Origin of the sequence: Nocardia sp. BSTN01 (genome assembly GCF_015354405.1) — a bacterium.
GTDB lineage: Bacteria > Actinomycetota > Actinomycetes > Mycobacteriales > Mycobacteriaceae > Nocardia.
Window position 1 is genome coordinate 20,787 of record NZ_JADKYP010000053.1, and the last position, 23,749, is coordinate 44,535.

The following is a 23,749-nucleotide window of genomic DNA, read 5'->3' on the forward strand; positions in this document are numbered from 1 at the left end:
TCGCTAGAGCGGCGGCAGTCGCAGCAGCGCCGCCACCGCCTTCGAGGCGCTCTGAACAGCGCTTTCCATGGTGGCCGACCAGTCGGTGCGGGTCCAGTCCCCCGCCAGCATCAGTGTGGGCACCGAGGTGCGCTGATCCGGCCGCAACCCGTCGGTGCCGAGGGCCTGGGAAAAGGTCGCCTTCGGCATCTTGACCACATGACCGTGCACCACCCGCGCATCAGCCGCGTCGGGGTAGTAGCGGCGCAGCAGTGCCATCTGCTCGTCGAGGATGTCGTCGCTGCTCTTGTGGATCTGCTCGTAGGCGCCGCTGGTGGTCAGGCAGTAGAGCCAGGTGCCGTCCGGTTCGCGGCCGTGCATGCGCTGCCGGTCGAACACCTCGTCGATCACCCCGGTTCCGCCGATGATCGCCTCCATCGCGCTGCGGGTGCCGAGCGGGCGGTCCAGATACAGATTGGTGCTGACGATCGGGGTGGCACCCAATTTGTCTGCGGCGGCGTAGATTTCGGCGTGTTCGGGCAGATCGTCGAGCAGGCCGTGGATCCGGGAATTGGGTACGGCGCAGATCACGGCATCGGCCGGGACCGTGCTGCCGTCCACCAGATCGACACCGGTCACCGCCCCGTCCTCGATCCGGATCCGGTCCGCCACCGCGCGATAGCGGACCTCGACGCCGTGGCGGCGGAACACGTCCTCCGCACCGGTGATGTAGAGCGTATCGAGGTCGACGGTCGGATAGCCGATGGTGACCGCGCGCCGATCCCGCACCCCCAGCCGAATGCCGGTGGCCAGCACATCGGCGAAGACCTTCGCGCATTCGCGCTGCACCGGCTCGGCAGCGATGCCCAGCGCGAGCCAATCCCACAGCGCTTCACGGGCTTTCGCGGGCATACCGATGCGCTCGAACCACTGCTCGGTGGTGATGTCGGCCAGATCCGCGGGCTGGAACAGACATTGCAGACCCAGCCGCATCGTCGCCCGCGCCGCGGCCAGTCGCTCACCCAGCCCGGCATCCGGATGGGCGCCCAGCAAGGTGCCGAACGCCCGGATACCTCTGGTGTGCAACGCCGTTGCGCGACCGTCCGGCCAGCGCAGCGTGCCTCCGGCGGGGAATTCCAGGTACTTCTCGGTGCCGACGCTCGCGAGGTACCGGAAGAGGTGGTGGTATCCGCTGGCGATCACATGCTGGCCGTTGTCGGGAGTATCGCCGACCTCGGCGACAGTCATCGCCTGGGTGCGACCACCGAGCCGGGCCCGGCGTTCCAGCAGTGTCACTCGCTTGCCGGCCTCGGCCAGCCAGACGGCCGAGGCCAGCCCGGCCAGACCGCCACCGATCACCACGAACCGACGAGCGTCGTTCATCCGATCCTCCGTGTGCAACAGCGAGTTTCGACCCGCGGCGACCGCGATCCGAAGGCCGAGCCGCACAGAGCGGGTTCCGATCACTGTAGGCAGGTCACCATCGACGGTCAACGGTGAGCGAAAAGATGTCACATTCTCTCACCCGGCGCATGCTCCGTCGGCCGTCGGCGAGGGAGAATGGTCGCCTCAACTCGACAAGATCCGGAGTCGCAATGCAATTCATGGTTCTCTCCCGCCGGCGCACCGAGACGTTCAGCGATGCGGACTTCGAGGAGGTGCTCCCGGCTGAAACCGACCATGTTCGCAAGCTCTACCTCGACGGCGTGGTCCGCCAGATCTGGCTGCGCGGCGATATCGCCGGCGCCTGCTTCACGATCGAGGCGGCCGATGCCGAACAGGCGAATACCATCGTCGCGCAACTGCCCATGGCCGCGGCCGGAGTTTCCGAATTCACCGTGATCCCGCTGAGCCCCTACCGCGGGTTCGGCGGGGCCTAGCGGAGTGCACGGTGGCGCGGCGCACGCCTACTTGAGCATGCTGCCCGCGTCGACGGTCACCGGCAGGCCGGTGATGTAGCGCGATTCGTCCGAGGCCAGGAACAGCACCGCGTTGCTGATATCCACCGGCTCCACCCAGCCGACCGGCAGCACGTGCATGAACTTCGCCACCGGTTCGAAATCCTCGACGCCCGGATTCTCCAGATCCGGGCGGAACATCTTCATCGTGCCCTCGTTCATGAACATCGGGGTGTTGACGTTGGTCGGGTGCACGGAATTGACCCTGATCGAATTCGCGCCCAGTTCGACCGCGAAGGTCCGCATCAGGCCGACCACACCGTGCTTGGCGGCGACGTAATGCCCGGTGTTCGGATAGGCCTTGAGTCCGCCGACCGAACTGGTCAGGATGATCGAGCCACCGTTTCCGCCGGAAATCAGGTGCGGTACACCGGCTTTCACCGTCTTCCAGACCCCTTCCAGGTTGATGCCGATCATCGTGTTCCAGTCCTGCTCGCTGGTTTCGGCCAGGGTCGCACCCCCGTTGCCGATGCCGGCGTTCGCCACGATGATGTCGAGCCGGCCCAACTGCTCGACCCCGTTGTCCACGGCGGCCTTCAACGCGTCGAAATCGCGGACGTCGACCTCGGCGGTGACGATGCGGCGCCCGAGACCCTTCACCAGCTCCACCGTCTCCGCCAGATCGGCCGGGGTCGAGGACGGAATCAGATCGGTGCCGCTCACCGGTTTGCAGACGTCGACGGCGATGATGTCGGCGCCCTCCTCCGCGAGCCGCACCGCATGACTTCGTCCCTGGCCGCGTGCCGCACCAGTGATGAAGGCGACCTTGCCCTCTACCCGCCCAGCCATAACGCACCTCGTTCATTGCCACTCGAGCACACCGATGCCCGATGTCGGATTGCCGACCACCCGCGCCGAGCGATCGCTCACTTGCTAATGGGATTCTCCAACATCGAGAATGAAATTTCCACACCCGGCGCCCGTGCGGTTCAGTGGCCGGCGCTCGCCTGCTGCCGGATCCACCGCAGCAGGGTGGGATTGCCGGAATCTGTGGTGATCACCCCAACCGCGGCGCGGACGAAGCGACCCTCGGTGACGGCGGCCAGCATGCTCGCGGCGAGATCGCTACGGGCGGTGAATATCCCGTCGGCGTGCCCCTCGACCATCGTGTAATCGGTGACGTCGGGACGGTCGTAGAGTCCGCTCGGGCGCACCACCGTCCAGTCCCGATCACTGTCGCGCAGCAGCGCTTCCATCCGCCGCATATCGTCGTACAGCGTCTTGCCCGCCACCCGCGTCACATACGGCACCAGCAGCCGGTTGAAGAGGAAGCCGCCCTCGCTGTAGGGGCGCGGATCGACCCCGGCCGAACTCACCACCACGATCCGGCGCACGCCGTGGCGCCGCATCGCCGTCACGATGTTCGACACACCGTCGGAGTAGGTGGTGATCGGTTCCTTGCTCGGCGGCACCCCGAGCGCGGACAGCACCGCATCCCGCCCCTTCACCGCGGTGTCGACCGCCCCCGGATCGAGGACATCGGCGCCGATCACCTCGAGCCGATCATCGCGCAGCGGGAATTCGCCCGGCCGCCGCGTCACCGCCGCGACCTGATGCCCGGCCGCCAGAGCCTGGGCGGTGAGCCGGCGACCGGTGGGACCGTTGGCCCCGAAAATCGTGATACGCATGGTCTTTCCTTCGGACAGAGGAGGCGGACCGGCGACGGCGAGACAGCCGCCGAACCCTCGTTGCCTGGACGCACACAAGACGCCCGCCGCGCTCATCGCGTAACAACCCGCGACGGTGATCTGCATCACCGGCGGTGGTCACCGATTGCTCCGTGACGTCTACGTCGGCGCAGCGGCGTGCCGCAGGCAAACGGTAGGCTCTTCACCGCTTGTCGGATCGAAGGGCCGTCTCGGCGGGGAGGGATTGGGATGAGGCTGTCGATGGGGAAGGCCGCCGATATACGAACGAACAGGCGCGGATCGGTCTGGAGGATCTCCGGCACGTCCGGCCGGCCGGACGGACACGGAAACACCGGGCCCGCAATCGCTCCCGTCTACGCGGAGCGCGATATGCCCGCAGACGGATTCGCGGAATACGACGACCTGCGCAAACAGGGTGGCCGGGCCTTCGTCCTCTGGGCGGACACCGACCGGCGCCGAATGTTCGCTCGCGTCGTCACCAAGAGTGCCGAACGCCGCGGAACCGCACACTTCGACATCCTGGGCGCCGCGGGCGAACCCGTCGGCACCGTGGTTCGGGAGCCGGGATGCCGTGGCGGACGGTTCCGCACGCGCTGGACGGTCACCCCGGTGGGCCGCGAACCGCTCGTCGGCCACAAAGGCCAGTCCGGCTGGTGGGTCGTGTGGTGGCTGTTCTTCCCGATCCAACTGGCCCTCGGCGTACTCATCGTCGCGTCGATCTTCCTCGGCGGCGGCGACGGCGACCTCGCTCGCATGCCCCGCCGGATCCGCTGGCGCGACAACGCGAACGGCACGGTGCCGCTGGACTTCTCCGACGACGTCCTGCGCGTCGACGGCCACTGGGATCCACGGCTGGTGACGAGCCTTCTCGCACTGCTCGCCACTTATCCGGGGCTGCTCGGCACGTCCGCGTGGGATACGGGGCGGGACTGAACCGCAGGCTATCCCGACGTCAAGGCTTCGATCGCCCGGCCGATCAGCATCGTTCCCACGAGGACCAGCAGCACCATCATCACGGTTCGATCGTTGGCGACCAACCAGGTCTTGGTGGTGGCCAGGGGTCGGTCGAGCCGATCGCCCGCGACCAGGTAGGCGGCGACCGGCGCGATGCACGAGGCCAGCGCGATCACGAGGAAGATCGCACCGGCGCCCAGCGCTCTGGGCGCCGAAAGCCGCGCCTCCGCGATATCGAGCCCGCCCATGACGGCGGGCACGAGCGTGCTGACATCGACGATCACGAACGCCACGCCGAGTCCGAAGGCGCCCACCGGAGTCACGCGGTCGACTCGGTCCCACAGTTTCCGCGGCTTCTCCTCGCCGCGTGTGCGCTGGTACCCGAACCACACCGCGATACCGAGCAGCCCGATCCCGCAGCAGAGCCGGATGAGCGAGGTCGCGGTCGAGGCGTGATGCGGATGCAGATGTTCGGCGGCGGACGCGCCGATCAGCAGCGCCACCGCGGCGACGAGCACCGCGAATCCGCAGATCCGCCCGAGCAGATATCCGCTGCTCTTCGCTCGCGCCTGCCCGGACACCAGCATCAGCACCGCGACGATCAGCGGCAGCGGACTCACCGCGATCGCGGCGGCCAATGGCAGGGTCCTGCCGATCACGGTGCCCATCCGCCGTTCCTTTCGCCCCACCCGAGCGAATATTTGCCAAGAACTCGCTGTAATGTGGTTACAGGTTCGAAACTGCGACCATTTCCGCCAATCTAGCTGGGACTATAGGCCATACTTGAGGCCCTCAGCTGGAATTGCCAGAGATTCCCTAGTCGGTATTTCGGATATGGAGGCGCGATGTCGGCCGCCGATCTCGTAGTCCTGGGCACCACGGTCACCGTCGACGAGCGCCGACCGCGCGCGCAGGGTGTGGCGGTCGCCGGCGGCCGGATCGCCGCTGTCGGCAGCCGGAAGGAACTGAGGTCGTGGATCGCGGACGCGACCGAAGTGGTGGACATCGGCGAGGGGTGCCTGCTGCCCGGATTCGTGGAGGCCCACGGGCATCCGCTGATGGAAGCGATCGTGCTCTCGGACCGGATGGTCGATATCCGGCCGGTCACCACGACCGACGCCGGCCGGGTCGTCGACGCGATCCGGCGGGAGGTCGCGGACCGCGGACCCGAGGGCGCCTACCTGGTGGGATGGGATCCGTTGTTGCAGCACGGACTTCCGGAGCCGACCCTGGCCTGGTTGGACGATATCGCGCCCGCCCACCCGCTGGTCGTTCTGCACAATTCCGGACACCTCGCCTACTTCAATTCGGCTGCGGCACAACAGGCCGGCATCGACCACACGACACCGAACCCGAAGGGCGCCGCCTTCGGCCACGATGCCGAGGGTGCGCTGGACGGCCGCGCCTACGAGACGGGTGCGGTATTTCCACTGGTGGCCGGGGCCATCGCCAATCCCGCCGCCTACCCCGCGATGCTGCGCGCCGAATGTGCGCGGCTGAACCGGGCGGGACTGACGACGTGTTCGGAAATGGCGTTCAGTCCACGATTTCGCCCGGTGCTCGAGGGGATGCGCGCCGCCGACGAGCTGACCGTCCGGTTCCGGACCTACGAGATCTCCAACCCGGACATGACCACCGCGGTGACGCCCGGTGCCGGCGACGACATGCTGCGACAGGTCGGCATCAAGATCTGGGTCGACGGCTCACCGTGGATCGGCAATATCGCGCTGTCGTTCCCGTACCTCGACACCGACGCCACTCGCACCATCGGTGTCATCCCCGGCTCGTGCGGCCACGCCAACTACACCGCCGACCAGCTGCGCGAGATCGTGCACGCGTATTTCCCCCAGGGCTGGCCGATGGCCTGCCACGCGATGGGCGATGTCGCGATCGACATGATCCTCGATGTCTACGCCGACGTCCTGGACCGGTATCCGCGCACCGATCACCGGCTGCGCCTGGAACATTGCAGCGCGATCCGGCCCGACCAGCTCCGCCGCGCCGCCGAACTCGGCGTGACGTGCAGCTTCTTCGTCGACCAAATCCATTACTGGGGCGATGTTCTCGTGGACGGCCTGTTCGGACCCGAACACGGTTCGCTCTGGATGCCGGCGGGCAGCGCCGTGGCGGCCGGACTGCGGATCTCGTTGCACAACGATCCTCCGGTCACTCCGGAAGAACCGTTGCGCAACATCAGCGTCGCGGTGACACGGACGGCGCCGAGCGGTCGCGTCCTGGCCCCGCAGGAGCGATTGACCGTCGAGCAGGCGATCCGGGCGCAGACGATAGATGCCGCATGGCAACTGTTCTCGGACGACGTCATCGGATCGCTCGAGGTCGGTAAGTACGCGGATATGGTCGTGCTGTCCGACGATCCCTGGGCAGTCGCGCCCGAAGACATCGCAGCCTTGGAGGTTCGGGCGACCTATCTGGCGGGACGACTCGTGAGCGACCGCGTGCCCCAAACCTGATCGGCGCGGGCCGAATTCGCGAGCGTATCGCTCACAACCACACGGTGGACAACCACGCGGCGATGACGGCGAGTACCAGCAGGACGACATTCAGGCCGATCAGCTTCACCTCGCCGCGGCGCAGATGCAGCACGAGCGCACCGACCTGCACCAGCGCCAATCCGACGGCGGCCACGAGCGCGAGAACCACGGCGATGCCGGTCAGCGGCGGCAGGATCAGCCCGGCCGCGGCGAGCACCTCGCTCACACCGATGCCGCGCACCAGCCCCAGTGGCACGGTATCGATCCACCCCATCATCGGCCGGAGCTGATCCTTCGACCGCAGAATCTTGATTCCGCCCGAGTAGAGGTAGAACACCGCCAGCAGCGCCCCGACGATCCAGTACGCGATTTCCACCGCAGCCTCCCAAGTTACGAACAGTAAGCAGCAGCATCATCCGCCGGAATAGTGCAGCAGCGCATCTGCGCCTCACTTCTGGCAGGCGACCTTGCCAAAAACGAATTTCTGGTAGAGGATCTTGCCAGATCTTCGATGAGGAGGACCCCGTGACGCCCACCGTTCCGCTGCGGCACCCGAGCGCACCGCGCCCCGTTCCGGGCCCCGGCCTGGGCACCCTCGCCCGGATGCTCGGGCTCAGCACACCGGGCCCGGAGGAATTTCGCGAGCTGGGCGAGGCCCTGACCGTGGGCGACCGGCCGATGGACGAGCTCGTCGAGTGGATGTACCGCGAGGGGATGGCCACTACCCGGCCGCTGTTCGAACGCGCCCTGCGGGAGGGCATCGCCGCGGTGCCGGAAGCCCCGGAGCCGCTGCGCGAATTCTTCGAATACGTCGAAACGGTGCCCGAGTGGGTCGATCGGCGAAAGATCCGCCATGCCGAGCGCGTCTCCTGTCTCGGCGGCCGCGACGGGATCTACGTCGCCCGCGACATGTCGTTCCTCGGCGGCTACCTGGCCTCCGGTTTCAACAAGACCCTGCTGCGCACCGGCGCCTTGGAGAAAGGCCCGGCGAAACGGTTCGCCGAGACCACTCAGTGGGCGATGGATGTCACCGCACCCGGCGGAATGGCATTGCGGGGCAGCGGTTTTCGCTCGACCGTGCACGTCCGGCTGATCCATTCGCTGGTGCGCCGGCACGTGGCCGCGATGCCGGACTGGCGGGCCGAGGAGTGGGGACTGCCGATCAATCAGACCGATATGGCCGCCACACTGGTCGGCGCGGTGATCGCTCCGATGATCGGCGCCATCGGCATGGGAGTCGTGATCACGCCCCGCGACGCGGACGCCATGGCCCATCTCGCCCGCTACGTCGGCTGGGTGATGGGTGTCGAGGAACGCTTCCTGCCCACCGACTTTCGCGACAGCGTCCGCATTCTCTACCACACGTTGACCGCCATCACGAACCCCGACGACACCTCCCGCCAGCTCGCGATCCCGATGCGCGACGAACCGCTCGGCTGGCACTACGACCATCTGCAGGGGCTGCGGCGACGGATCGCCCGATCCCAGCATCTGTCGATCGCGATGATGTATCTGGGCCCGTCCGCGATGAAACGACTCGGACTGCCCAGTCGCACCCTGCCCTGGTATCCCGTGCTGCGCATACCGATCAACCTCGCGCGGTCGGCGCGGGCCCGGCTGATTCCCGGGCAGTTCGAGCGCGTCGTAGCCGAAGGCCGGGCCGCGCAACTGTCGTTCATCCGCACCCTCGCCGGCCCCGACGCCGCGGTGATCGGCGGGTCGGCCGAGCACATCACCCCGGCCGCCTGAACCGCTCGCCCGGCTACTCCGCGACATCCGTCCATGTCACCGGAAGTTCGTGCACCCCATAGATATTCATATCGGTCCGCAACCTCACCGCATCGGCCGGGACGGCCAGGGCCAGGGTCGGGAAGCGGCGTAGCAGGCCGGCGAATCCGGCGCGCATCTCGATCCGGGCGAGTTGCTGGCCGAGGCACAGGTGCATGCCGTGCCCGAAGGACAGGTGGCCGCGGGCCGTGCGGTGCACGTCGAGGGTGTCGGGGTCGTCGAAGCGGCGTGGGTCGCGATTGGCGGCCAGCAGCGAGACGACGACGGTCGAACCCTTGCCGATGGTTTCGCCGCCGAGCTCGATGTCCTCGGTGGCGTAGCGGTAGAAGATGTCGGCGACCGAGAGGTAGCGCATGAGTTCTTCGACCGCATCGGGAACCAGGGCCGGATCGGCACGCAGCTCCGCCGCCTGTTCCGGATGCTCGAGCAGCGCGAAGGTGCCGAGCCCCAGCATGTTCGCGGTGGTCTCGTGCCCCGCCAGCAGGAGCAGGAAGGCGATGCCGGTCAGTTCCTCGACGGTGAGATCGTCGTGGCGGGCCAGGTCGGAGAGGATGTCCTCACCCGGTTCGGCGCGCTTGCGGACGACGAGTTCGGCGAGATAGGACGTCAGCGCGCCGTAGGCCGCCATCTTCTCCTCGAGCGCCTGGTCCTTGACGAGGAACTTGGCCGAGTTGACCTGGAAGGTGTCGCGATCCTCGTAGGGAACCCCGAGCAGTTCGCAGATCACCAGCGAGGGCACCGGCAGGGCGAACTCCGCTACCAGATCGACCGGCGGGGTCAGCCGCGCCATCGCCTCCAATTGCGCCTCGACGATGTCCACGATGTGGTCTTCGAGCTGCTTCATCCGTCTGACGGTGAAGGCGCCGACGAGCTTGCGCCGCAACCGGGTGTGGTCCGGCGCGTCCATCGCGATGAACACGCCGGGGATCTGCGGTGAGGGCTCGGTGGCGGCGGGCATGCCCGGAATCTCGTAGGGCACATGCAGAACGCCGATGTCCTGACGTGAGCTGAACCGGGAGTCGGCCAGGAGGCTGCGCACCTCGTCGTAGCCGGTGACCAGCCAGCCCTCGTGTCCGTCGGGAAAGATCATCGGACTGACGGGGTGAGCATCACGCAGCCGGGTGATCTCGCGGGGCGGATCGAAGGGGCCCGCATTGCGGTCCATGGGCAGGCCGTGCGGGACCGAAACCGTTCGGGTCATGGCGTTTTCCTCTCGGGAGAGATGGATCGGCGGAGATCGAGGGGAACTAGGCGGCGGACGCGTGCTGGATAACGACGTTGCCGAGGGCGCTGCGCGCGTACACCCGCACGGTGTGCTCGTCGTCCTGGGCGCCGTCGACCGGCCCCAGCTGGTTGTGCACGGCGCCGCTCGCGACCATGGTCTCCAGCCGCGCCGCGCTCCCCGGACGGATGCCGACCTCCAGATCGCCCACCGAGGTCTCCAGCCGCAGCACACCGCGGGTGGCCTCGCCGATCCGGATATTGCCCTGGGCGGTCTTCGCGGTCACCGAACCGAGCGGACGCTCGACGACGATGTCACCGGCCGACACCTCCAGCACGCAGTCGCCGAGCTCGCCGGCGCCGAGGATTCGGCCCACACCGGCGGTGCCCTGGACGCGGGAGCCGGTCGGCACCTCGATGGTCACCTCGATCGACGGATTGCCGCCGAAGGGGGTGTAGGTCCGCCAGTCCTTCGGCGTCGTCACGGTCAGGGTGCCGTCGGCGAAGTCGACCCGAGTCTGCTCGGCGGCGCGCACATCGGCCTTCTTGGCCGGATCGGCGGGGCGGACCGCGACGACGGTGTCGGTGCGATCGGAGGCGATGACGGTGACGTTGCCGGACAGCACCTCGACGGCGACGGCGATCGGTTCCGGGGTCTGGAAAGTAGACATGGTGTTCTCCTGGGTTCTGCTGGGAATCGGGCGGCGGGATCGGGTGATCCGGCCGGTGAACCGGTCCGCGGGGCGGATCGCTGTGCTGTTCACGAGAACTACTGTCGCCACCCCGGCTGATATCGGGCTGACGCCGGCCTGACATGCCCGCTGACATCATGTTTCCGCTGGTCGAGGCGGTCGAATGTGATGTCGCACGAGCTCTTGTCAGCCCTGGGCCGGGCGATCTCACACCGGTCGGCCGGCCACGGCAGAATGATCGGGGTGCGAATCGGGATGCTTGGAACGCTCGACATCCGGGCAGATGACGGTGAAATGATCGAAATACCGGGCGTCCGGTTGCGGGCGCTGCTGATCGCCCTCGCACTCGAACCGGGCCGCGCGGTCCCGAAAGCGTCACTGGTCGACTGGATCTGGGGCGAGCAACCACCCGCCGATGCCGCGAATGCGTTGCAGGCGTTGGTCTCCCGGTTGCGGCGGGTGCTGCCGGACGGTTCGCTCGACGCGCAGGCGGGCGGTTATCGGCTGGCAGTGGACCCGAGCACGGTCGACGCGTTGCGGTTCGAACGGCTTCTCGATCAGGCCCGCGGCGGTGACGTCGTCCGGCAGACGCACCTGCTGCGCGAGGCCCTGGACCTGTGGCGCGGGGCGCCGATGCAGGACCTCGATGCCGGCGACAACGAGGCGGTCGCGGCGGTGGTCACCCGCTTCGAGGGTTTGCATCTGGCCGCGCTGGAAGATCTGTACGAAGCCGAGATCCGTCTCGGTCGCGGACCGGATCTGGTCGCCGAACTCACCGAGTCGGTCGCCCGGCATCCGGTCCGGGAGCGGTTGGTCGCCGCACTGATGCGGGCATTGGCCGCCGCCGGGCGCGGCGCCGAGGCGCTGCTGGTCTATCAGCGAGCTCGGGAGGCACTCGCCGACACCCTGGGCGTGGATCCCGCACCGGAACTGTCCGATCTGCACGTGGCTCTGCTGCGGGGCGAAGCGGGGCCCCGAGACACCGAACGCAAGACCAACCTCCGCGCCGAATTGACCACCTATGTAGGCAAATACACCGATATCGCCGCCGTGCGCGAACTCATCGCGAACCATCGGCTCACCACCTTGACCGGTCCCGGCGGCTCGGGGAAGACCCGGTTGGCGCTGGAGACCGCGCGCACCCTGCTCGACGATCTGCCGGACGGGGCGTGGCTGGTGGAACTGGCCTCCGTCGGGGCCAGCGGAGACGTGGCGCAATCGGCCCTCGCCGCCTTCGGGCTCCGGGACGCCCTGCTCGGCGGGGCACCGGACGCGGAACCGATGGACCGGCTCGTCGCGGCGATTCGCGATCGCGAGACCTTGCTGGTCCTGGACAACTGCGAGCATGTGATCGATGCGGCGGCGGCCTTCGCCCACCGGGTGCTCGGAGAATGCCGGGGTCTGCGGATCCTTGCCACCAGCCGGGAACCACTGGGCATCACCGGTGAGGCGTTGTGGCAGGTAGCACCGCTGGCACTGCCCGCCGAGGACGCGGATCCGGCCGAGATCGAATCCTCCCCCGCCGTGCAGTTGTTGCGCGACCGGGCCGGTGCGATCCGCACCGATCTGGATACGGCGAATCCCGGCACCCTGTCGACCATCGCGCGCGTCTGCCGCGCCCTCGACGGCATACCGCTCGCCATCGAACTGGCCGCGGCCCGGTTGCGCACCATGTCGCTCGACCAACTCGCCGACCGCCTCGACGATCGCTTCCGCCTGCTCACCGGCGGCAGCCGCACCGCCATCCCGCAGCACCGGACGTTGCGCGCGGTGGTCGATTGGAGCTGGGAGCTGCTCACCGATGCCGAGCGGATGGTGCTGCGCAGGCTGGCGGTGTTCGCCGGCGGCGCGAGTCTCGAGGCCGCCGAGCAGATCTGCGCGGGCGTATCCGGCGCACCGGGGGAAGTCGAGCAGTGGGAGGTGCTCGAACTGCTGACGGCGCTGACCGAGAAGTCGCTGCTGCTCACGGCGGCCGACAGCGAACCCCGCTACCGGATGCTCGAGACGATCAGGCGGTACGCCGACGATCGCCTGGTCGAGGCGGGCGAATCGGAACCTCTACGACGGCAGCATCTTTCGTACTTCACGACGCTCGCCGAGACCGCGGAGCCGCATCTGCGCCGCGCCGAGCAGCTGGAGTGGCTCGCGAGGCTCGAGGCCGAACACGACAACATCGCGCTGGCCCTGCGCGGCGCGCTCGCCGACGACGACGCGGCGGGAGCGATGCGGCTCGCGGCGGCCGCCGGCTGGTACTGGTGGCTCGGCGGGCACAAAGCCGAAGGTATGGAACTGATCACCGCCGCGGCACGCATCGGCGGGCACGAAGGCGGCAGCGAAGCGTCACCACGCAGTGCCCTCGACAGTGCCGCCAATGACCCAGCACGCATCGGCGGGCACGAAGGCGGCAGCGAAGCGTCACCACGCAGTGCCCTCGACAGTGCCGCCAACGACCCAGCACGCATCGGCGGGCACGAAGGCGGCAGCGAGAATGCTTGCACCGCAAACGATTCGGGTGACGACGAATTCCGGGCCAGGGTCTACGGCTTGATCGTGCATTTCATGAGTTCCGGGCCGAACGACGAACACCAGGTGGCGGAATGGGTCCACAAGGCCTACCAGCTCGGCCGGAACGGCGAATCCGACTATCCGCTACTGGCTTTCATCGGCGCGTTGGAGCGCATGTTGCGCGGCGGAGACGAATTCCTGACCGCATTCGAACCGCTGCTCACCCACGACGATCCCTGGGTGCGGGCGCTGGCACGGCTGCAGGTGGGCAAGGCGCGCATCGCCCTCGGCTTCCCCGGCCGGGAAGCCGACGACCATCTCGAGACGGCACTGGCGGAGTTCCGGGCGCTCGGCGAGCGCTGGGGCATGTCGTTCGCGCTGACCGAACTGGCCAACAGGATCGCCATGCGCGGCGAATTCGCCACGGCCGGTGCCTATCTGGACGAGGCGATCGCGGTGGTCACCGAAGTCGGCGCCATCGAGGACGTGTTCCTGATCCGGGCGCGCCAGGCTCAACTGTATTGGCTGCAGGGCGATGCGGAGGCGAGTGCCGACGCCATGTCCGAAGCGCAGCGGTACGCGGACCGGTCCGCCTGGCCGAACGCACTGGCCGAATTCGCGTTCACGAAGGCGGAGCTGGCGCGGTGGCAGGGCGATACGGAACAGGCCCTCCGGCAGATCGAGATCGCGACGTCCGCGCAGGGCAGCGACGCCGGCCAGAGCTACGTCGACGCCTTACGGAACCACCAGATGGGTTGTCTCACAACAGATCTGAATGCCGCTCGTACGCTGCACGCCGCGGCGTTCCGCGCCGCGACCGGCGCCGGCTACGCACCTCTCACCGCCCTGATACTGGTGGGGATCGCGGATCTGGCGTCGCGGGCCGAGCAGGACGAACAGGCGGTCCGGTTGCTGGCGGCCAGCGCCGCGATTCGCGGCCTGGTCGACCGGTCTCAGCCGGATGTGGCGCGGATCGAGCAGACAGCACGACGCCGCCTCGGTGACCAGCGGTTCACCGAGGCGACGAAGGAAGGGGCAGAGGGAAACTGGGAGGAATTGGTGGCGACTACGCTCGCTTGTTGAACGTGGCACGCGACCAGAGGAATCCGACCACGGCGAATCCGGCGCACCAGGCCAGCGCGGCGGCCGTATAACCGCCGGACGGGTGGCCTTCGAGAAATCCGCGCAGCGATTCGATGATCGGCGTGAACGGCTGGTACTGCGCGAACTGCCGGATACCCTGGCCCATCTTGTCGGCCGGCACGATCGCACTGCTCACGAAGGGCAGCATGATCAGCGGCACCACGCTCATACCGGCGGATTCCGGTGTTTTCGCGGCCATTCCGAGTGCGACGGTGAGCCAGGATGCCGCGAACGAGGTCGCGACCATGATGCCGACGGCGGCGAGCCAGTCCGTCGCACTGGCCGGCGGTCGGAACCCCAGCGCGAAGGCCACACCGATGACGGCCGCGATGGCGACCAGGTTGGTCAGCATGGTCGCCGCCACATGACCGATCAGGATGGCGCTGCGGGAGACGTCCATGACCTTGAACCGGTTGATGATGCCCTTCGCCATATCGGAGCTCACCGACACCGCGGTGCCGGACAGGCCGTAGCTGATGGCCAGCAGGATCAAACCCGGTGTGGCGTAATCGATGTAATGGCCGCCGACATCGAAGGCATTGCCGAAGACGTAGACGAAGATCAGCATCATCACGACCGGCATCAGTGCGGCGTTGAAGATGGTGACGGGGGTGCGGGCGATGTGGGTGAAGTTGCGGCCCAACATCATCGACGCGTCGGACAGCGATGCGGGCATGGTGATCGTACTCATCGCGGGGAAACCTCCGTGGTCGCGTGACCGGTCAGGGAAAGGAAAACGTCGTCGAGATCGGGGGTGTGGACGGTGACCTCCTCGGCCTCGACCGAGGACTCGGCGAGCCGATCCAAAAGGTGGCGCAGGGATTTCGTGCCGCCGTTGCCGGGGACGCGCAGGGTCAGCGCGCTGTCGTCACGGGTGGCGCCGGGCAGGCTGCGCGCGGCGACATCCAGTTCCCCGGGTTGGGTGAAACGAAGCCGGATGTGGCTGCCGGGCACCAGGCGCTTGAGGTCGTCGGGTGTGCCTTCGGCGACGATGCGCCCCTGGTCGAGTACCGCGATCCGGTCGGCCAGCTGGTCGGCTTCCTCGAGGTACTGGGTGGTGAGGAAGATCGTCACACCCTCGGAAGTCAACTCCCGCACGATGTCCCACATCGTGCGCCGGCTGCGCGGGTCCAGTCCGGTGGTCGGCTCGTCGAGGAAGACGATCTGCGGTTTGGTGATCAGCGTCATCGCCAGATCCAGCTTCCGGCGCATACCGCCGGAATAGGTCGCCGCGCGCTTACCCGCGGACTCCACCAGATCGAATCGCTCCAGCAGGTCGGCCACCACCCGCTTGCCCGCATCTCCGCGCAGGCGATGCAGGCCCGCCATCAGGCGCAGGTTCTCCTCCCCCGTCAGCAGATCGTCCACCGCGGCGAACTGCCCGGTCACCCCGATCGCCGCCCGCACGGCCTTGCCCTCGGTGGCGAGATCGTGCCCCGCGATTCGCGCCGTCCCGCCGTCGGCCTTCGCCAACGTGGTCAACACGTTCACGGTCGTCGTCTTGCCGGCCCCGTTCGGACCGAGCAGCGAGAAGATGGTCCCGGCCTCGATGGTCAGATCGATCCCGTCGAGGATCGTCTTGTCCCCGTATGCCTTCCGCAACCCGGAGGCGGCAATTGCTGTGCTGTTCATGGGGACAACTGTGCGGCGGACGGCTGATACGCCCCTGACGCCGGCCTGACACGACCACTGATACGGAGTTTTACCTGGTCAGGCCTCAGCCGATCTCCTCGGCCAAGCCGACGATGATTCCCTCGGGACCACGGACGTAGCAGAGCCGGAAAATCTGTTCGTACTGCTCCACCGTGCCGACGAGTTCGGCGCCGTGCGCACGCAGGCGGGAGATGACGTCGTCGATATCGTCGACGGCGAACATGATGCGGCGAATGCCGAGAGTATTGGCGGGCGCGTGCTGCGGCTCGGACCGGACCGGTTGCGGCTGATGGAACATCGCGAGCTCCACCCGGCCGCGGCCGTCGGGAGTTCGCAGCATCGCGACCTCCTGCCGCACATCGTCGACTCCGATGATGCGTTCCACCCACCGCCCCTCGACCGGCCCCTTGTTCTCCAGCTCCATACCGAGTTCGACGAAGAATGCGATCACCGCGTCGATGTCCTCGACCACGATGAGCACGTTGTCCATCCGCTTGATCGCCACAGTCTCTCCTCCGATCGCAGGCCCACGCGGTCTTCGTGAGTCCGCGAATCATGACGCGCTGCCGCACCGAAACTCATCGGTGGGATCAGTGGCGGGGACGACGGCCGAACCGGGTCGTCCTGAGCGCCCATAATCGTGCCGGGCCGAGCAGGGAACTCCTATACGGCCCGGCCTTTGCGGCCGAACGGTACGGGTTGTCGCGTGCCCCGACCTCTATCCACCGGCCGCCCGGGTGAATCGGCCCACGAGGGCCCGGAGATGTTCCACCAGTTCCGGCGGCGATTCGACCTCGAATTCCACATCGAGCATGCCGACCACCAGGGCCACCAAAGCGTAGGAGTCCGAACCCATTTCGAGGCGGCAGGTGCGCTCGTCGATCGGCGTGACCAGGCCCTCGATGCGCCCGGCCAGTTGTTCCGCGGGGACGTGGACGCGCATGACCGACCGGTACGGCCACATCGCGAACCCCATGGTGCGACGCAGGTAGGCGACGACATCACCGTCGGGAGACGGACGGTGTGTGAAGCGCGGGCCGTTGGGGGTCCGCAGCGACATGCGGTCGACGCGGAAGGTGCGCCAGCCGGCGCGGTCGCTGTCCCAGCCGACGAGATACCACCGATGACTCCAATGTGCGATGCGATGCGGCTCCACGGTGCGCCGGGTGTCCTCGCCCGCATGACTGTGATAGTCGAAGCGCAGCGTTTCGGCGTCGCGAATGGCGGCGGAGATGGCGGTGAGCTGCGCGGCGTCGACAGCGGGGCCCGGATCGTAGCGGGGTGGCATGGCGACCACGGCGCCGCGCAGCGCGTCGACGCGATGGCGCAGCCGGGCCGGCAGTACCTGCTCCATCTTCGTCAGCGCGCGCAGCGAAGTTTCCTCGATGCCGGCGACATTGCCGGTGGTGTTGGTCTGCAGTCCGATCGTGACGGCCACCGCTTCGTCGTCGTCCAGCAGCAGCGGCGGGAGTGACGCACCCGCGCCCAGACGGTAGCCGCCGTCCGGCCCCATCACGCCGTGCACGGGATAACCCAACTCGCGCAGGCGTTCCACGTCGCGCCGGACGGTGCGAGTGGTGACGTCGAGTCGTTCGGCCAGCTCCGTTCCGGTCCAGTCGCGAGGTGTCTGCAACAGCGACAGCAATCGCAACAGCCGCGCCGGCGTGGTTTCGGGCATGGATCGATCATCCCGCACGAGTAGGACCGTTTCCGTCCTACACGGGGTGGATGCTCCTTTCATGACCGATACGACGATCACCCCGTTCCGCATCGACATCCCGCAGGAAGACCTGGACGAACTCAACTTTCGGCTCGCGCGTACCCGATGGACCGATGCCCTGCCGGGTGTCGGCTGGTCGTACGGGGTCGATCGCGACTACCTGATCGATCTGGCCGAGTACTGGCGCACCGGCTACGACTGGCGCGAATACGAGTCGAGGTTGAACAAGGTCCCGCAGTTCGTCACCGAAATCGATGGGCAGACAGTGCATTTCATGCATGTCCTCTCTCCGGAACCGGACGCGACGCCGCTGATTCTCACCCACGGCTGGCCCAGCACGCCCGCCGACTTCCTCGACATCCTCGGACCGCTGTCCGATCCGCGCGCGTACGGCGGGGATCCGGCCGACGCGTTCCATGTGGTGGCACCGTCGGTGCCGGGCTTCGGCTTCTCCGGCCCGACGCACGAAACCGGTTGGGACGTACCGCGAATCGCGCGCACCTGGGCGACGCTGATGGAACGACTCGGCTACGAACGCTACGGCGCCCAAGGGGGCGACTACGGCAGTCTCATCTCCCCCGCCCTGGGCCGGGTCGCACCGGACAAGGTCATCGGCGTGCACGTCAACGCACTGGCCGACGCCGCGACCGCGACCGGGTCCGGCCGGGAACTCGACGAACTGTCGGAAGCGGACCGCGCGAAGGCCGTCGCGAACCAGATGTGGTGGTACGGCCACAACGGTTACGCGACCCAGATGGCGTTGCGGCCGCAGACCATCGCCTACGCCCTCAACGACTCACCGGTCGGCCAGCTCGCCTGGAATCTCGAATGGTTCGTGGACTGGGATCCGACGGCCACCGACCAGGCGCCGGTCGATCGCGACATCATCCTGACCGACGTCACGACCTATTGGCTCACCGGCACCGCCGGTTCCGCGGCCCGGATCTATCGGGAGTCCGGGGCGTCGTGGGGCAGCAGACCCGCGCCGTCGGGTGTGCCCACCGCGGTCGCGAACTTCCGCGGCGATCGGGCCGTTCGCGGCTTGGCGGAGTCGGCCAACACGATCGTGCGCTGGAACGAGTACCCCGGGGGCGGCCACTTCGCTTCCCTCCAGGCGCCCGCGGAACTCGTCGCCGATATTCGCGAATTCTTCCGATCGGTCACCGGCTGAGCGGCCGGAATCGATTCCGGCGTGGGAGGTAAATCGCTTATCCCGCAGCGGGTTCGGTCCCCGGCGCGACCGCCCAGGCAGCCTCGATCATCGCGAAGATCTCGTCCACCGCAGCATCCGGATCGGCCGACTCGCGGGCCAGTGCGTAGGCGTCGATCACGAATCTCGCGATCGTCCGGCAGGCCGTCGGAGTGGGAGACAGTCCGGGGTTCGCCGCGATGGCCGTCGCCAGCGACTCGGCGTGCCGCAGCCGCATCGACTCCTCGTACTGCCGCAGCGCGGGTGAGTCGTCGATCATGCGCCAGATCGGGTCGGCGCCGTCCGCCGTGCAATGCCGGAGCAACGCGAGAATCTCGCGCCGCAGCACCGGCATGAGCGGCTCACCCGCCGCCCGGTCGGTCACCGCGGCCCACATGCCCGACGGGCTCGCGTTCGAGGAGGCGGCCGGCTATCCGTCCGTGGTGGAGACGGCGTTGCGCATCATCGACCAGGTGGGCGCGCGGCCCGGGCACACGCTGCTGGTCAGCGGCGCGTCCGGCGGAGTCGGATCGGCCGTGCTCCAGATCGCCCGCGAGCGCGGCATCACGGTGATCGGCACGGCCGGGGCGGCGAACCAGGACTACCTGCGCAGCCTCGGCGCCATCGCCACCACCTACGGCGAGGGCTGGGTGGAACGAGTGCGCCGACTCGGTCGCATCGACGCCGCCCTCGATCTGGCCGGCTCGGGAGTCATCGGCGAACTCGTCGAACTGACCGGAGATCCACAGCGAGTGATCACCATCGCCGACCTCGATGCACCGGAGTTCGGCGCAGGTCAACGACGACCATGACACGGTCACCGTGGTGACGAAGAGCGGTGAAAACGCGGTTCTGGTCGCGGAATCCGACTGGAATTCCATCCAGGAAACGCTCTACGTCCTCGCGACTCACGGCGGGGTTCGCCTGCTGGAGTCGGCGCGCGAAGCGCAACGAGGCGAGATCGAAGCGCGAGAGCTGCTGGACCCGGATGCCTGACCGGAAGCTGGTCTTCACGTCCTACGGCTGGGAGACCTACTCGTCGTGGCTCACTCGCGATCGAACGGTGTTGCGGGCGGCGAACAGACTGATCACCGCGGTCCTGGCCGACCCTTTCCGAGGCATCGGAAAACCCGGGCCACTGAAACACCAGCTCGCCGGAAACTGGTCGAGACGAATAACCCGGGAACATCGCTTGATCTACTACGTGACCGAAACCGAGATCGTGATCATCGGTGTGGGCGGGCATTACGACGATTGACGGCCGAGCGTGACGGCGGATTCTCGCCAGCACGGGAATGCGACGACGACCAAGATCGTGGGCATGTCAGCGGATGTGATGACCACCTTGCGAGCGTTCTATGCGGCCGAAGCGGCCTACCTCACCGACGGCGCCGAGTTCGGGGAGATGGCTCGGCACCTGGCATCCGATGTGGTCATGTACCAAGCGTCGAGCCTGCCCTACGGCGGTGAATGGCGCGGACACGACGGCTTCCGGAAGTTCATCGCCGCGATGAGCGACAGCTGGGACGGTTTGTGGTTCGACGATCAGCAGTTCCTCAGCGACGGCGGCCGGGTGGTCGTCCACAGCCGAGGCCGGTTACGGGCGCGCCGCACCGGCCGTGAACTGAAAACCTCACTGCTGCAATGGATCAGCTTCCGAGACGGGCTGATCACGGAGTTCCGGCCCTACTATCACGACACCTCGGCCGTCCTGGCCGTTCTGGACGAGCAGGTATAGGCACGGTTACCACGATTCGATCAGCGGGACATCGTGGTCCTGCCGCTGCCATTCCTCGGTGAGGCGGCCGAGCCGGTGCCGGGCGGCGATGCCGCGCACGCCCGCGATCTTGTCGCCGCGGACCTCCAGGATCAGCACACCCACGACCCGGTCGTCGAGCGTGGCGAGCATGGCCGGACAGCCGTTGACCACGGCGGCATGGATAGCCGGCGAGCCACCGGCGAGTTTGCGCTTCGCAGGAGACGGTTTGAAGCCGGCCCGCACCGCGCCGGCGATCCGCTCCGGCGTCGCGTACCGGATGAGTTTCGCGGCCCATCCCAGGCCGGCGCCGTCGGAGACGCCGGTCGCGTCGGCGGTCAGCAACGCCACCAGCCGTTCGGTCCGGCCCGAGGAGGCGGCCGCGACGAACGCCTCGACGATCCGGCGCGCGGATGCCCGGTCGGTCTCGGTGGTCGTGCCGACGGCGGCGATTCGGCGCCGCGCCCGATGCAGATATTGCTGACTCGCCGATTCGGTGATCTCGAGGATGTCGGCCGTCTCGGCGTGACTGTACGAAAACGCTTCGCGCAGTACGTAAACGGCGCGTTCGATCGGCGACAGGCGCTCCATGAGCACGAGTACCGCCAAGGTCACCGATTCGCGCTGCTCGACGGTGTCGGCCGGGCCCAGCATCGGGTCGCCGTCGAGCAGCGGTTCGGGCATCCAGGCGCCGACCGCGCGTTCACGCCGCGCCGTCGCCGACCGGAGCCGGTCCAGCGCCAGATTGGTGACGACCTTGGTCAGCCACGCCTCGGGCACCTCGACGAACTCCCGGTCGGCGGCCTGCCACCGCAGGAACGCGTCCTGCACCGTGTCCTCGGCGTCGGCGGCCGAGCCGAGTAGACGGTAGGCGAGCGAGGCCAGCCGATTCCGGCTGGACTCGAAACGCGCCACGGTGGCGGTATCCATGAGCACGACCCTATGCGGCGACCACGCGCGGTGAATGCTCGCGGGCTGCGACCGCGCGGTACGTGTGACTCGGCTTTCCGAAGGTCGGATGGCTCAGGGTCCAGGCGGCGGTGTCGAGGATCGTCGACTTGACGCGCGCGGCCGTCCGTCCGCACAGGGCCCACGACCTCACGTGCGCGTCGCCGTCGACCAGCTGGAAGATCCCGTCCCTGCGGCCGAGGCTGATGTGGTTGCCGACATACGACAGCGAGGTCGTCGATATCTTGCGCCCGGTCCGGTCGCCGATGATCGCCGCCGTCGCCTGCATAGCGGTGAATCCGGCCGACGCACAGGACATCGGCAACGGCCGGCCGTTCTCGCCGATGACGAAGACACTGTCACCGGCGACGTAGACATCCGGATGCGAAACCGACCGCATCTGACGGTCGACGGTGATCTGACCGTTGGCGATGACCTCGAGCCCGCTCGCGCCGGCGATTGGATGCACGGCGAAACCCGCGGCCCACACGGTCACGTCCGAAGTGAAAACCGTGCCATCGGTGGCGACGGCGGCGTCCTTCTCGACCCGCCCGATCGTGGTGTGTTCGTGAACGGAGATATCGAATCGCTCGAACGCGCGCAATAGGTGGCGGCGAGCCTTCGCGCCCAGCCAGCCGCCCAGCTCTCCGCTGGTGACGAGACCGACGCGCAGCCCCGGGCGGGATTCGGCGAATTCGGTGGCAGCCTCGATCGCGGTCAGGTTTCCGCCGACGACCAGCACCTTCCCGTCTTCGCCCAATTCGTCGAGGCGGGTGCGCAGGCGCAGCGCGGACGGCCGCGCGGCCACATGGAAGGCATGCTCGTGGACATCGGGAACACCCTGATCGGCGGCAGTGCTGCCGAGCGCGTAGACGAGGGTGTCATATCCGAGTCGGTCGATGCCGTCACCATCGGCGACCGTGACCGTCCGGTCCTCGACGTCGACCGCGGTTACTCGTGCCACTCTCAATCGGACGCCCGTACCCGCGAATACCTCGGCCAGCGGCCGGTGGCGCAGCTCCTGTCCGGCGGCGAGCTGATGCAACCGCAACCGCTCGACGAAATCGGGTTCGGCATTGACGACCGTGATCTCGAAGTCGTCCGGGTGCAGTTGGCGGGCCAGGTATCCGGCGGAGAAGGCTCCGGCATATCCGGCCCCGAGAACGACGATGCGGTGCTTCATGGTTCGCTCCTGTCTGGTTCACGTGCTCCCTGAACGAGACAGGGCGCGAATTCCTGACAGGAACGAATGGTGATGTGCGTCACCGCCGAGAAACGATCAGCCCTTGCTCGCCGGTTCCGCGAGTTCGGGGGGTCGTCCCGCACGCTGCGCCTTGATGCTCGCCTGCCACTTCTCGAAGTCCGCGCGCATCACAGAGATCTGCCGTTCGAGCGCTTCCTGGGTGTCCGACCACCAGCTCTGCGCGGCATCCCGGAGTTCCGCCGCGGTCTTCTCGAACTCGTGCCCCTCATGTTCGAGAGTCGCGGTCAGCTTTTCCCGCCGAGCCTGCAATGCGGCACGGCTCTTGTCCCGCGCCCCGGCGGAGGAGTCTTCGAACTGCTTCACCCGGACCGCGAGATCCATCAGTGATTCCGACAACGGTTTCATATTCATGCCCTCTCGAAGCGGTGCGATCCTCGGCAGGATCCCGGTTGTCGCTGTCCAGCGTTGCCGCTTCGCTGGGCGGGACCAAGGGCAGAACGTCCTCTGATGTCCCGCGCTGGAGGTGGCCTTCGGCCCGGCCTTCGGGGAAGCGCAGGTGGGGAATGCTCCGGCCGACACCGGGTATGCGCGAGGCAAGAACAGTCGTCCGATGAGGAGTAGTCCGATGTCAGGAATCGCGACCCAATTGGGGCATCGAATATCGGCCGCGGCACATTCGGCCTGGGCCATGGTCCACCATCCCCGCCGCGAACCGAGCACCGATCTCGCCGCCGAACACCACTCGACCACGAGCGACCCGACCGGCGGTCGCCAGGGCGAACCCGAGTCCTCGCCCCGCGGTCTCGGTGGCATGGACTTCTAGCGGCCCTGGCCGCGGGGGTGGCGTTCGACCGCTGCCTGAACAAATCGTGCAAACCTCGCCGCTTTATGCGGTTTT

At 67.7% G+C, this 23,749-nt stretch carries 25 protein-coding genes and 1 pseudogene; 11 read left to right on the top strand and 15 right to left on the bottom strand.

Translation table 11 applies throughout. The features are described from left to right. Positions 1–3: 3 nt before the first annotated feature. On the bottom strand, positions 4–1,362 hold the full coding sequence (hpnE, locus tag IRT45_RS29205; RefSeq protein WP_375540165.1) for a hydroxysqualene dehydroxylase HpnE: 1,359 nt from the start codon (positions 1,360–1,362) through the stop codon (positions 4–6). 212 nt (positions 1,363–1,574) lie between these two features. Here hpnE and IRT45_RS29210 point away from each other — a divergent pair, with 212 nt between their 5' ends. Further along, positions 1,575–1,859, top strand: coding sequence for a hypothetical protein (locus IRT45_RS29210; RefSeq protein ID WP_194809041.1), 285 nt, complete (start codon positions 1,575–1,577; stop codon positions 1,857–1,859). A gap of 27 nt (positions 1,860–1,886) precedes the next feature. Here the strand turns inward: IRT45_RS29210 and IRT45_RS29215 are convergent, their stop codons facing one another. Together IRT45_RS29215 and IRT45_RS29220 are read right to left on the bottom strand one after the other, a co-directional pair. Further along, positions 1,887–2,726, bottom strand: a complete 840-nt coding sequence (locus IRT45_RS29215; RefSeq protein WP_036504911.1) for a mycofactocin-coupled SDR family oxidoreductase — start codon at positions 2,724–2,726, stop codon at positions 1,887–1,889. Between the two features lie 140 nt (positions 2,727–2,866). Next, on the bottom strand, positions 2,867–3,565 hold the full coding sequence (locus IRT45_RS29220; RefSeq protein WP_194809042.1) for an NAD(P)-dependent oxidoreductase: 699 nt from the start codon (positions 3,563–3,565) through the stop codon (positions 2,867–2,869). A 390-nt stretch (positions 3,566–3,955) separates the two neighbouring features. Here IRT45_RS29220 and IRT45_RS29225 point away from each other — a divergent pair, with 390 nt between their 5' ends. Next, complete coding sequence (locus IRT45_RS29225) at positions 3,956–4,519, top strand: hypothetical protein (RefSeq protein WP_194809043.1); 564 nt, start codon at positions 3,956–3,958, stop codon at positions 4,517–4,519. A gap of 8 nt (positions 4,520–4,527) precedes the next feature. Here IRT45_RS29225 and IRT45_RS29230 read toward each other — a convergent pair whose 3' ends face one another. Then, complete coding sequence (locus IRT45_RS29230; protein WP_194809044.1) at positions 4,528–5,208, bottom strand: GAP family protein; 681 nt, start codon at positions 5,206–5,208, stop codon at positions 4,528–4,530. Positions 5,209–5,385: 177 nt separating this feature from the next. Here IRT45_RS29230 and IRT45_RS29235 point away from each other — a divergent pair, with 177 nt between their 5' ends. Further along, positions 5,386–7,011: an amidohydrolase gene (locus IRT45_RS29235; protein WP_194809045.1), complete on the top strand. Its 1,626-nt coding sequence runs from the start codon at positions 5,386–5,388 to the stop codon at positions 7,009–7,011. 31 nt (positions 7,012–7,042) lie between these two features. Here the strand turns inward: IRT45_RS29235 and IRT45_RS29240 are convergent, their stop codons facing one another. Continuing rightward, positions 7,043–7,408: a DoxX family protein gene (locus IRT45_RS29240; protein WP_194809046.1), complete on the bottom strand. Its 366-nt coding sequence runs from the start codon at positions 7,406–7,408 to the stop codon at positions 7,043–7,045. Positions 7,409–7,557: 149 nt separating this feature from the next. Between IRT45_RS29240 and IRT45_RS29245 the strand changes: the two genes are divergently transcribed. Further along, positions 7,558–8,781: an oxygenase MpaB family protein gene (locus tag IRT45_RS29245; protein ID WP_194809047.1), complete on the top strand. Its 1,224-nt coding sequence runs from the start codon at positions 7,558–7,560 to the stop codon at positions 8,779–8,781. A 13-nt stretch (positions 8,782–8,794) separates the two neighbouring features. Here IRT45_RS29245 and IRT45_RS29250 read toward each other — a convergent pair whose 3' ends face one another. Together IRT45_RS29250 and IRT45_RS29255 are read right to left on the bottom strand one after the other, a co-directional pair. Beyond that, positions 8,795–10,021 (bottom strand): cytochrome P450, encoded by a 1,227-nt coding sequence (locus IRT45_RS29250; RefSeq protein ID WP_194809048.1) that lies wholly within the window; start codon positions 10,019–10,021, stop codon positions 8,795–8,797. 46 nt (positions 10,022–10,067) lie between these two features. Further along, the gene (locus IRT45_RS29255; protein WP_194809049.1) at positions 10,068–10,712 is read right to left on the bottom strand and encodes a DUF4097 family beta strand repeat-containing protein; all 645 of its coding nucleotides are present in this window, start codon (positions 10,710–10,712) and stop codon (positions 10,068–10,070) included. Positions 10,713–11,027: 315 nt separating this feature from the next. Here IRT45_RS29255 and IRT45_RS37220 point away from each other — a divergent pair, with 315 nt between their 5' ends. After that, positions 11,028–14,321, top strand: coding sequence for a BTAD domain-containing putative transcriptional regulator (locus IRT45_RS37220; RefSeq protein ID WP_228535426.1), 3,294 nt, complete (start codon positions 11,028–11,030; stop codon positions 14,319–14,321). On the opposite strand, the gene IRT45_RS29265 is transcribed toward IRT45_RS37220, so the two are convergent. From IRT45_RS29265 to IRT45_RS29280, 4 genes are all read right to left on the bottom strand, one after another. Then, positions 14,305–15,072, bottom strand: coding sequence for an ABC transporter permease (locus tag IRT45_RS29265; protein WP_194809050.1), 768 nt, complete (start codon positions 15,070–15,072; stop codon positions 14,305–14,307). The genes IRT45_RS37220 and IRT45_RS29265 overlap by 17 nt on opposite strands. Beyond that, positions 15,069–16,013, bottom strand: a complete 945-nt coding sequence (locus tag IRT45_RS29270) for an ATP-binding cassette domain-containing protein (RefSeq protein ID WP_194809051.1) — start codon at positions 16,011–16,013, stop codon at positions 15,069–15,071. The genes IRT45_RS29265 and IRT45_RS29270 overlap by 4 nt, the downstream gene beginning before the upstream one ends. An 85-nt stretch (positions 16,014–16,098) precedes the next feature. Then, the gene (locus IRT45_RS29275) at positions 16,099–16,539 is read right to left on the bottom strand and encodes a VOC family protein (RefSeq protein WP_194809052.1); all 441 of its coding nucleotides are present in this window, start codon (positions 16,537–16,539) and stop codon (positions 16,099–16,101) included. Between the two features lie 213 nt (positions 16,540–16,752). Further along, the gene (locus IRT45_RS29280) at positions 16,753–17,712 is read right to left on the bottom strand and encodes a YafY family protein (protein ID WP_194809053.1); all 960 of its coding nucleotides are present in this window, start codon (positions 17,710–17,712) and stop codon (positions 16,753–16,755) included. A gap of 61 nt (positions 17,713–17,773) precedes the next feature. Here IRT45_RS29280 and IRT45_RS29285 point away from each other — a divergent pair, with 61 nt between their 5' ends. Beyond that, positions 17,774–18,925: an epoxide hydrolase family protein gene (locus IRT45_RS29285; protein WP_194809054.1), complete on the top strand. Its 1,152-nt coding sequence runs from the start codon at positions 17,774–17,776 to the stop codon at positions 18,923–18,925. Positions 18,926–18,962: 37 nt separating this feature from the next. Here IRT45_RS29285 and IRT45_RS29290 read toward each other — a convergent pair whose 3' ends face one another. Beyond that, the gene (locus IRT45_RS29290; protein ID WP_228535428.1) at positions 18,963–19,328 is read right to left on the bottom strand and encodes a hypothetical protein; all 366 of its coding nucleotides are present in this window, start codon (positions 19,326–19,328) and stop codon (positions 18,963–18,965) included. A gap of 4 nt (positions 19,329–19,332) precedes the next feature. Here IRT45_RS29290 and IRT45_RS29295 point away from each other — a divergent pair. From IRT45_RS29295 to IRT45_RS29310, 4 genes and pseudogenes are all read left to right on the top strand, one after another. Then, a pseudogene (locus IRT45_RS29295) lies at positions 19,333–19,734 on the top strand (zinc-binding dehydrogenase); the annotation flags it as partial. Between the two features lie 34 nt (positions 19,735–19,768). Continuing rightward, complete coding sequence (locus IRT45_RS29300) at positions 19,769–19,939, top strand: hypothetical protein (protein WP_309241204.1); 171 nt, start codon at positions 19,769–19,771, stop codon at positions 19,937–19,939. Further along, positions 19,932–20,201 (top strand): Txe/YoeB family addiction module toxin, encoded by a 270-nt coding sequence (locus IRT45_RS29305; protein WP_194809056.1) that lies wholly within the window; start codon positions 19,932–19,934, stop codon positions 20,199–20,201. Before IRT45_RS29300 ends, IRT45_RS29305 begins: the two co-directional genes overlap by 8 nt. Positions 20,202–20,264: 63 nt before the next feature. Next, the gene (locus IRT45_RS29310; protein WP_228535432.1) at positions 20,265–20,681 is read left to right on the top strand and encodes a nuclear transport factor 2 family protein; all 417 of its coding nucleotides are present in this window, start codon (positions 20,265–20,267) and stop codon (positions 20,679–20,681) included. 6 nt (positions 20,682–20,687) lie between these two features. Here IRT45_RS29310 and IRT45_RS29315 read toward each other — a convergent pair whose 3' ends face one another. The 3 genes from IRT45_RS29315 to IRT45_RS29325 all read right to left on the bottom strand — a co-directional run bounded on the left by IRT45_RS29315 (position 20,688) and on the right by IRT45_RS29325 (position 23,256). Next, positions 20,688–21,629, bottom strand: coding sequence for a sigma-70 family RNA polymerase sigma factor (locus IRT45_RS29315; protein WP_194809057.1), 942 nt, complete (start codon positions 21,627–21,629; stop codon positions 20,688–20,690). A gap of 10 nt (positions 21,630–21,639) precedes the next feature. Further along, positions 21,640–22,830 carry an NAD(P)/FAD-dependent oxidoreductase gene (locus IRT45_RS29320; RefSeq protein ID WP_194809058.1) on the bottom strand — a complete coding sequence of 397 codons (1,191 nt, stop codon included), beginning with the start codon at positions 22,828–22,830 and terminating at the stop codon, positions 21,640–21,642. Positions 22,831–22,926: 96 nt separating this feature from the next. Beyond that, entirely contained in the window at positions 22,927–23,256 is a 330-nt protein-coding gene (locus IRT45_RS29325) for a hypothetical protein (RefSeq protein WP_194809059.1), read from the bottom strand. 220 nt (positions 23,257–23,476) lie between these two features. Between IRT45_RS29325 and IRT45_RS29330 the strand changes: the two genes are divergently transcribed. Continuing rightward, a complete protein-coding gene (locus IRT45_RS29330) occupies positions 23,477–23,674 on the top strand; it encodes a hypothetical protein (RefSeq protein WP_194809060.1) in 198 nt (65 codons plus the stop codon). Positions 23,675–23,749 lie beyond the last annotated feature (75 nt).

Coding starts and splice junctions, on each gene's coding strand:
- hpnE (WP_375540165.1), bottom strand. CDS start 1,362: ATGAACGACGCTCGTCGGTTCGTGGTGATCGGTGGCGGTCTGGCCGGG.
- IRT45_RS29210 (WP_194809041.1), top strand. CDS start 1,575: ATGCAATTCATGGTTCTCTCCCGCCGGCGCACCGAGACGTTCAGCGAT.
- IRT45_RS29215 (WP_036504911.1), bottom strand. CDS start 2,726: ATGGCTGGGCGGGTAGAGGGCAAGGTCGCCTTCATCACTGGTGCGGCA.
- IRT45_RS29220 (WP_194809042.1), bottom strand. CDS start 3,565: ATGCGTATCACGATTTTCGGGGCCAACGGTCCCACCGGTCGCCGGCTC.
- IRT45_RS29225 (WP_194809043.1), top strand. CDS start 3,956: ATGCCCGCAGACGGATTCGCGGAATACGACGACCTGCGCAAACAGGGT.
- IRT45_RS29230 (WP_194809044.1), bottom strand. CDS start 5,208: ATGGGCACCGTGATCGGCAGGACCCTGCCATTGGCCGCCGCGATCGCG.
- IRT45_RS29235 (WP_194809045.1), top strand. CDS start 5,386: ATGTCGGCCGCCGATCTCGTAGTCCTGGGCACCACGGTCACCGTCGAC.
- IRT45_RS29250 (WP_194809048.1), bottom strand. CDS start 10,021: ATGACCCGAACGGTTTCGGTCCCGCACGGCCTGCCCATGGACCGCAAT.
- IRT45_RS29255 (WP_194809049.1), bottom strand. CDS start 10,712: ATGTCTACTTTCCAGACCCCGGAACCGATCGCCGTCGCCGTCGAGGTG.
- IRT45_RS37220 (WP_228535426.1), top strand. CDS start 11,028: ATGATCGAAATACCGGGCGTCCGGTTGCGGGCGCTGCTGATCGCCCTC.
- IRT45_RS29265 (WP_194809050.1), bottom strand. CDS start 15,072: ATGAGTACGATCACCATGCCCGCATCGCTGTCCGACGCGTCGATGATG.
- IRT45_RS29270 (WP_194809051.1), bottom strand. CDS start 16,013: ATGAACAGCACAGCAATTGCCGCCTCCGGGTTGCGGAAGGCATACGGG.
- IRT45_RS29280 (WP_194809053.1), bottom strand. CDS start 17,712: ATGCCCGAAACCACGCCGGCGCGGCTGTTGCGATTGCTGTCGCTGTTG.
- IRT45_RS29285 (WP_194809054.1), top strand. CDS start 17,774: ATGACCGATACGACGATCACCCCGTTCCGCATCGACATCCCGCAGGAA.
- IRT45_RS29305 (WP_194809056.1), top strand. CDS start 19,932: ATGCCTGACCGGAAGCTGGTCTTCACGTCCTACGGCTGGGAGACCTAC.
- IRT45_RS29310 (WP_228535432.1), top strand. CDS start 20,265: ATGTCAGCGGATGTGATGACCACCTTGCGAGCGTTCTATGCGGCCGAA.
- IRT45_RS29315 (WP_194809057.1), bottom strand. CDS start 21,629: ATGGATACCGCCACCGTGGCGCGTTTCGAGTCCAGCCGGAATCGGCTG.
- IRT45_RS29320 (WP_194809058.1), bottom strand. CDS start 22,830: ATGAAGCACCGCATCGTCGTTCTCGGGGCCGGATATGCCGGAGCCTTC.
- IRT45_RS29325 (WP_194809059.1), bottom strand. CDS start 23,256: ATGAAACCGTTGTCGGAATCACTGATGGATCTCGCGGTCCGGGTGAAG.
- IRT45_RS29330 (WP_194809060.1), top strand. CDS start 23,477: ATGTCAGGAATCGCGACCCAATTGGGGCATCGAATATCGGCCGCGGCA.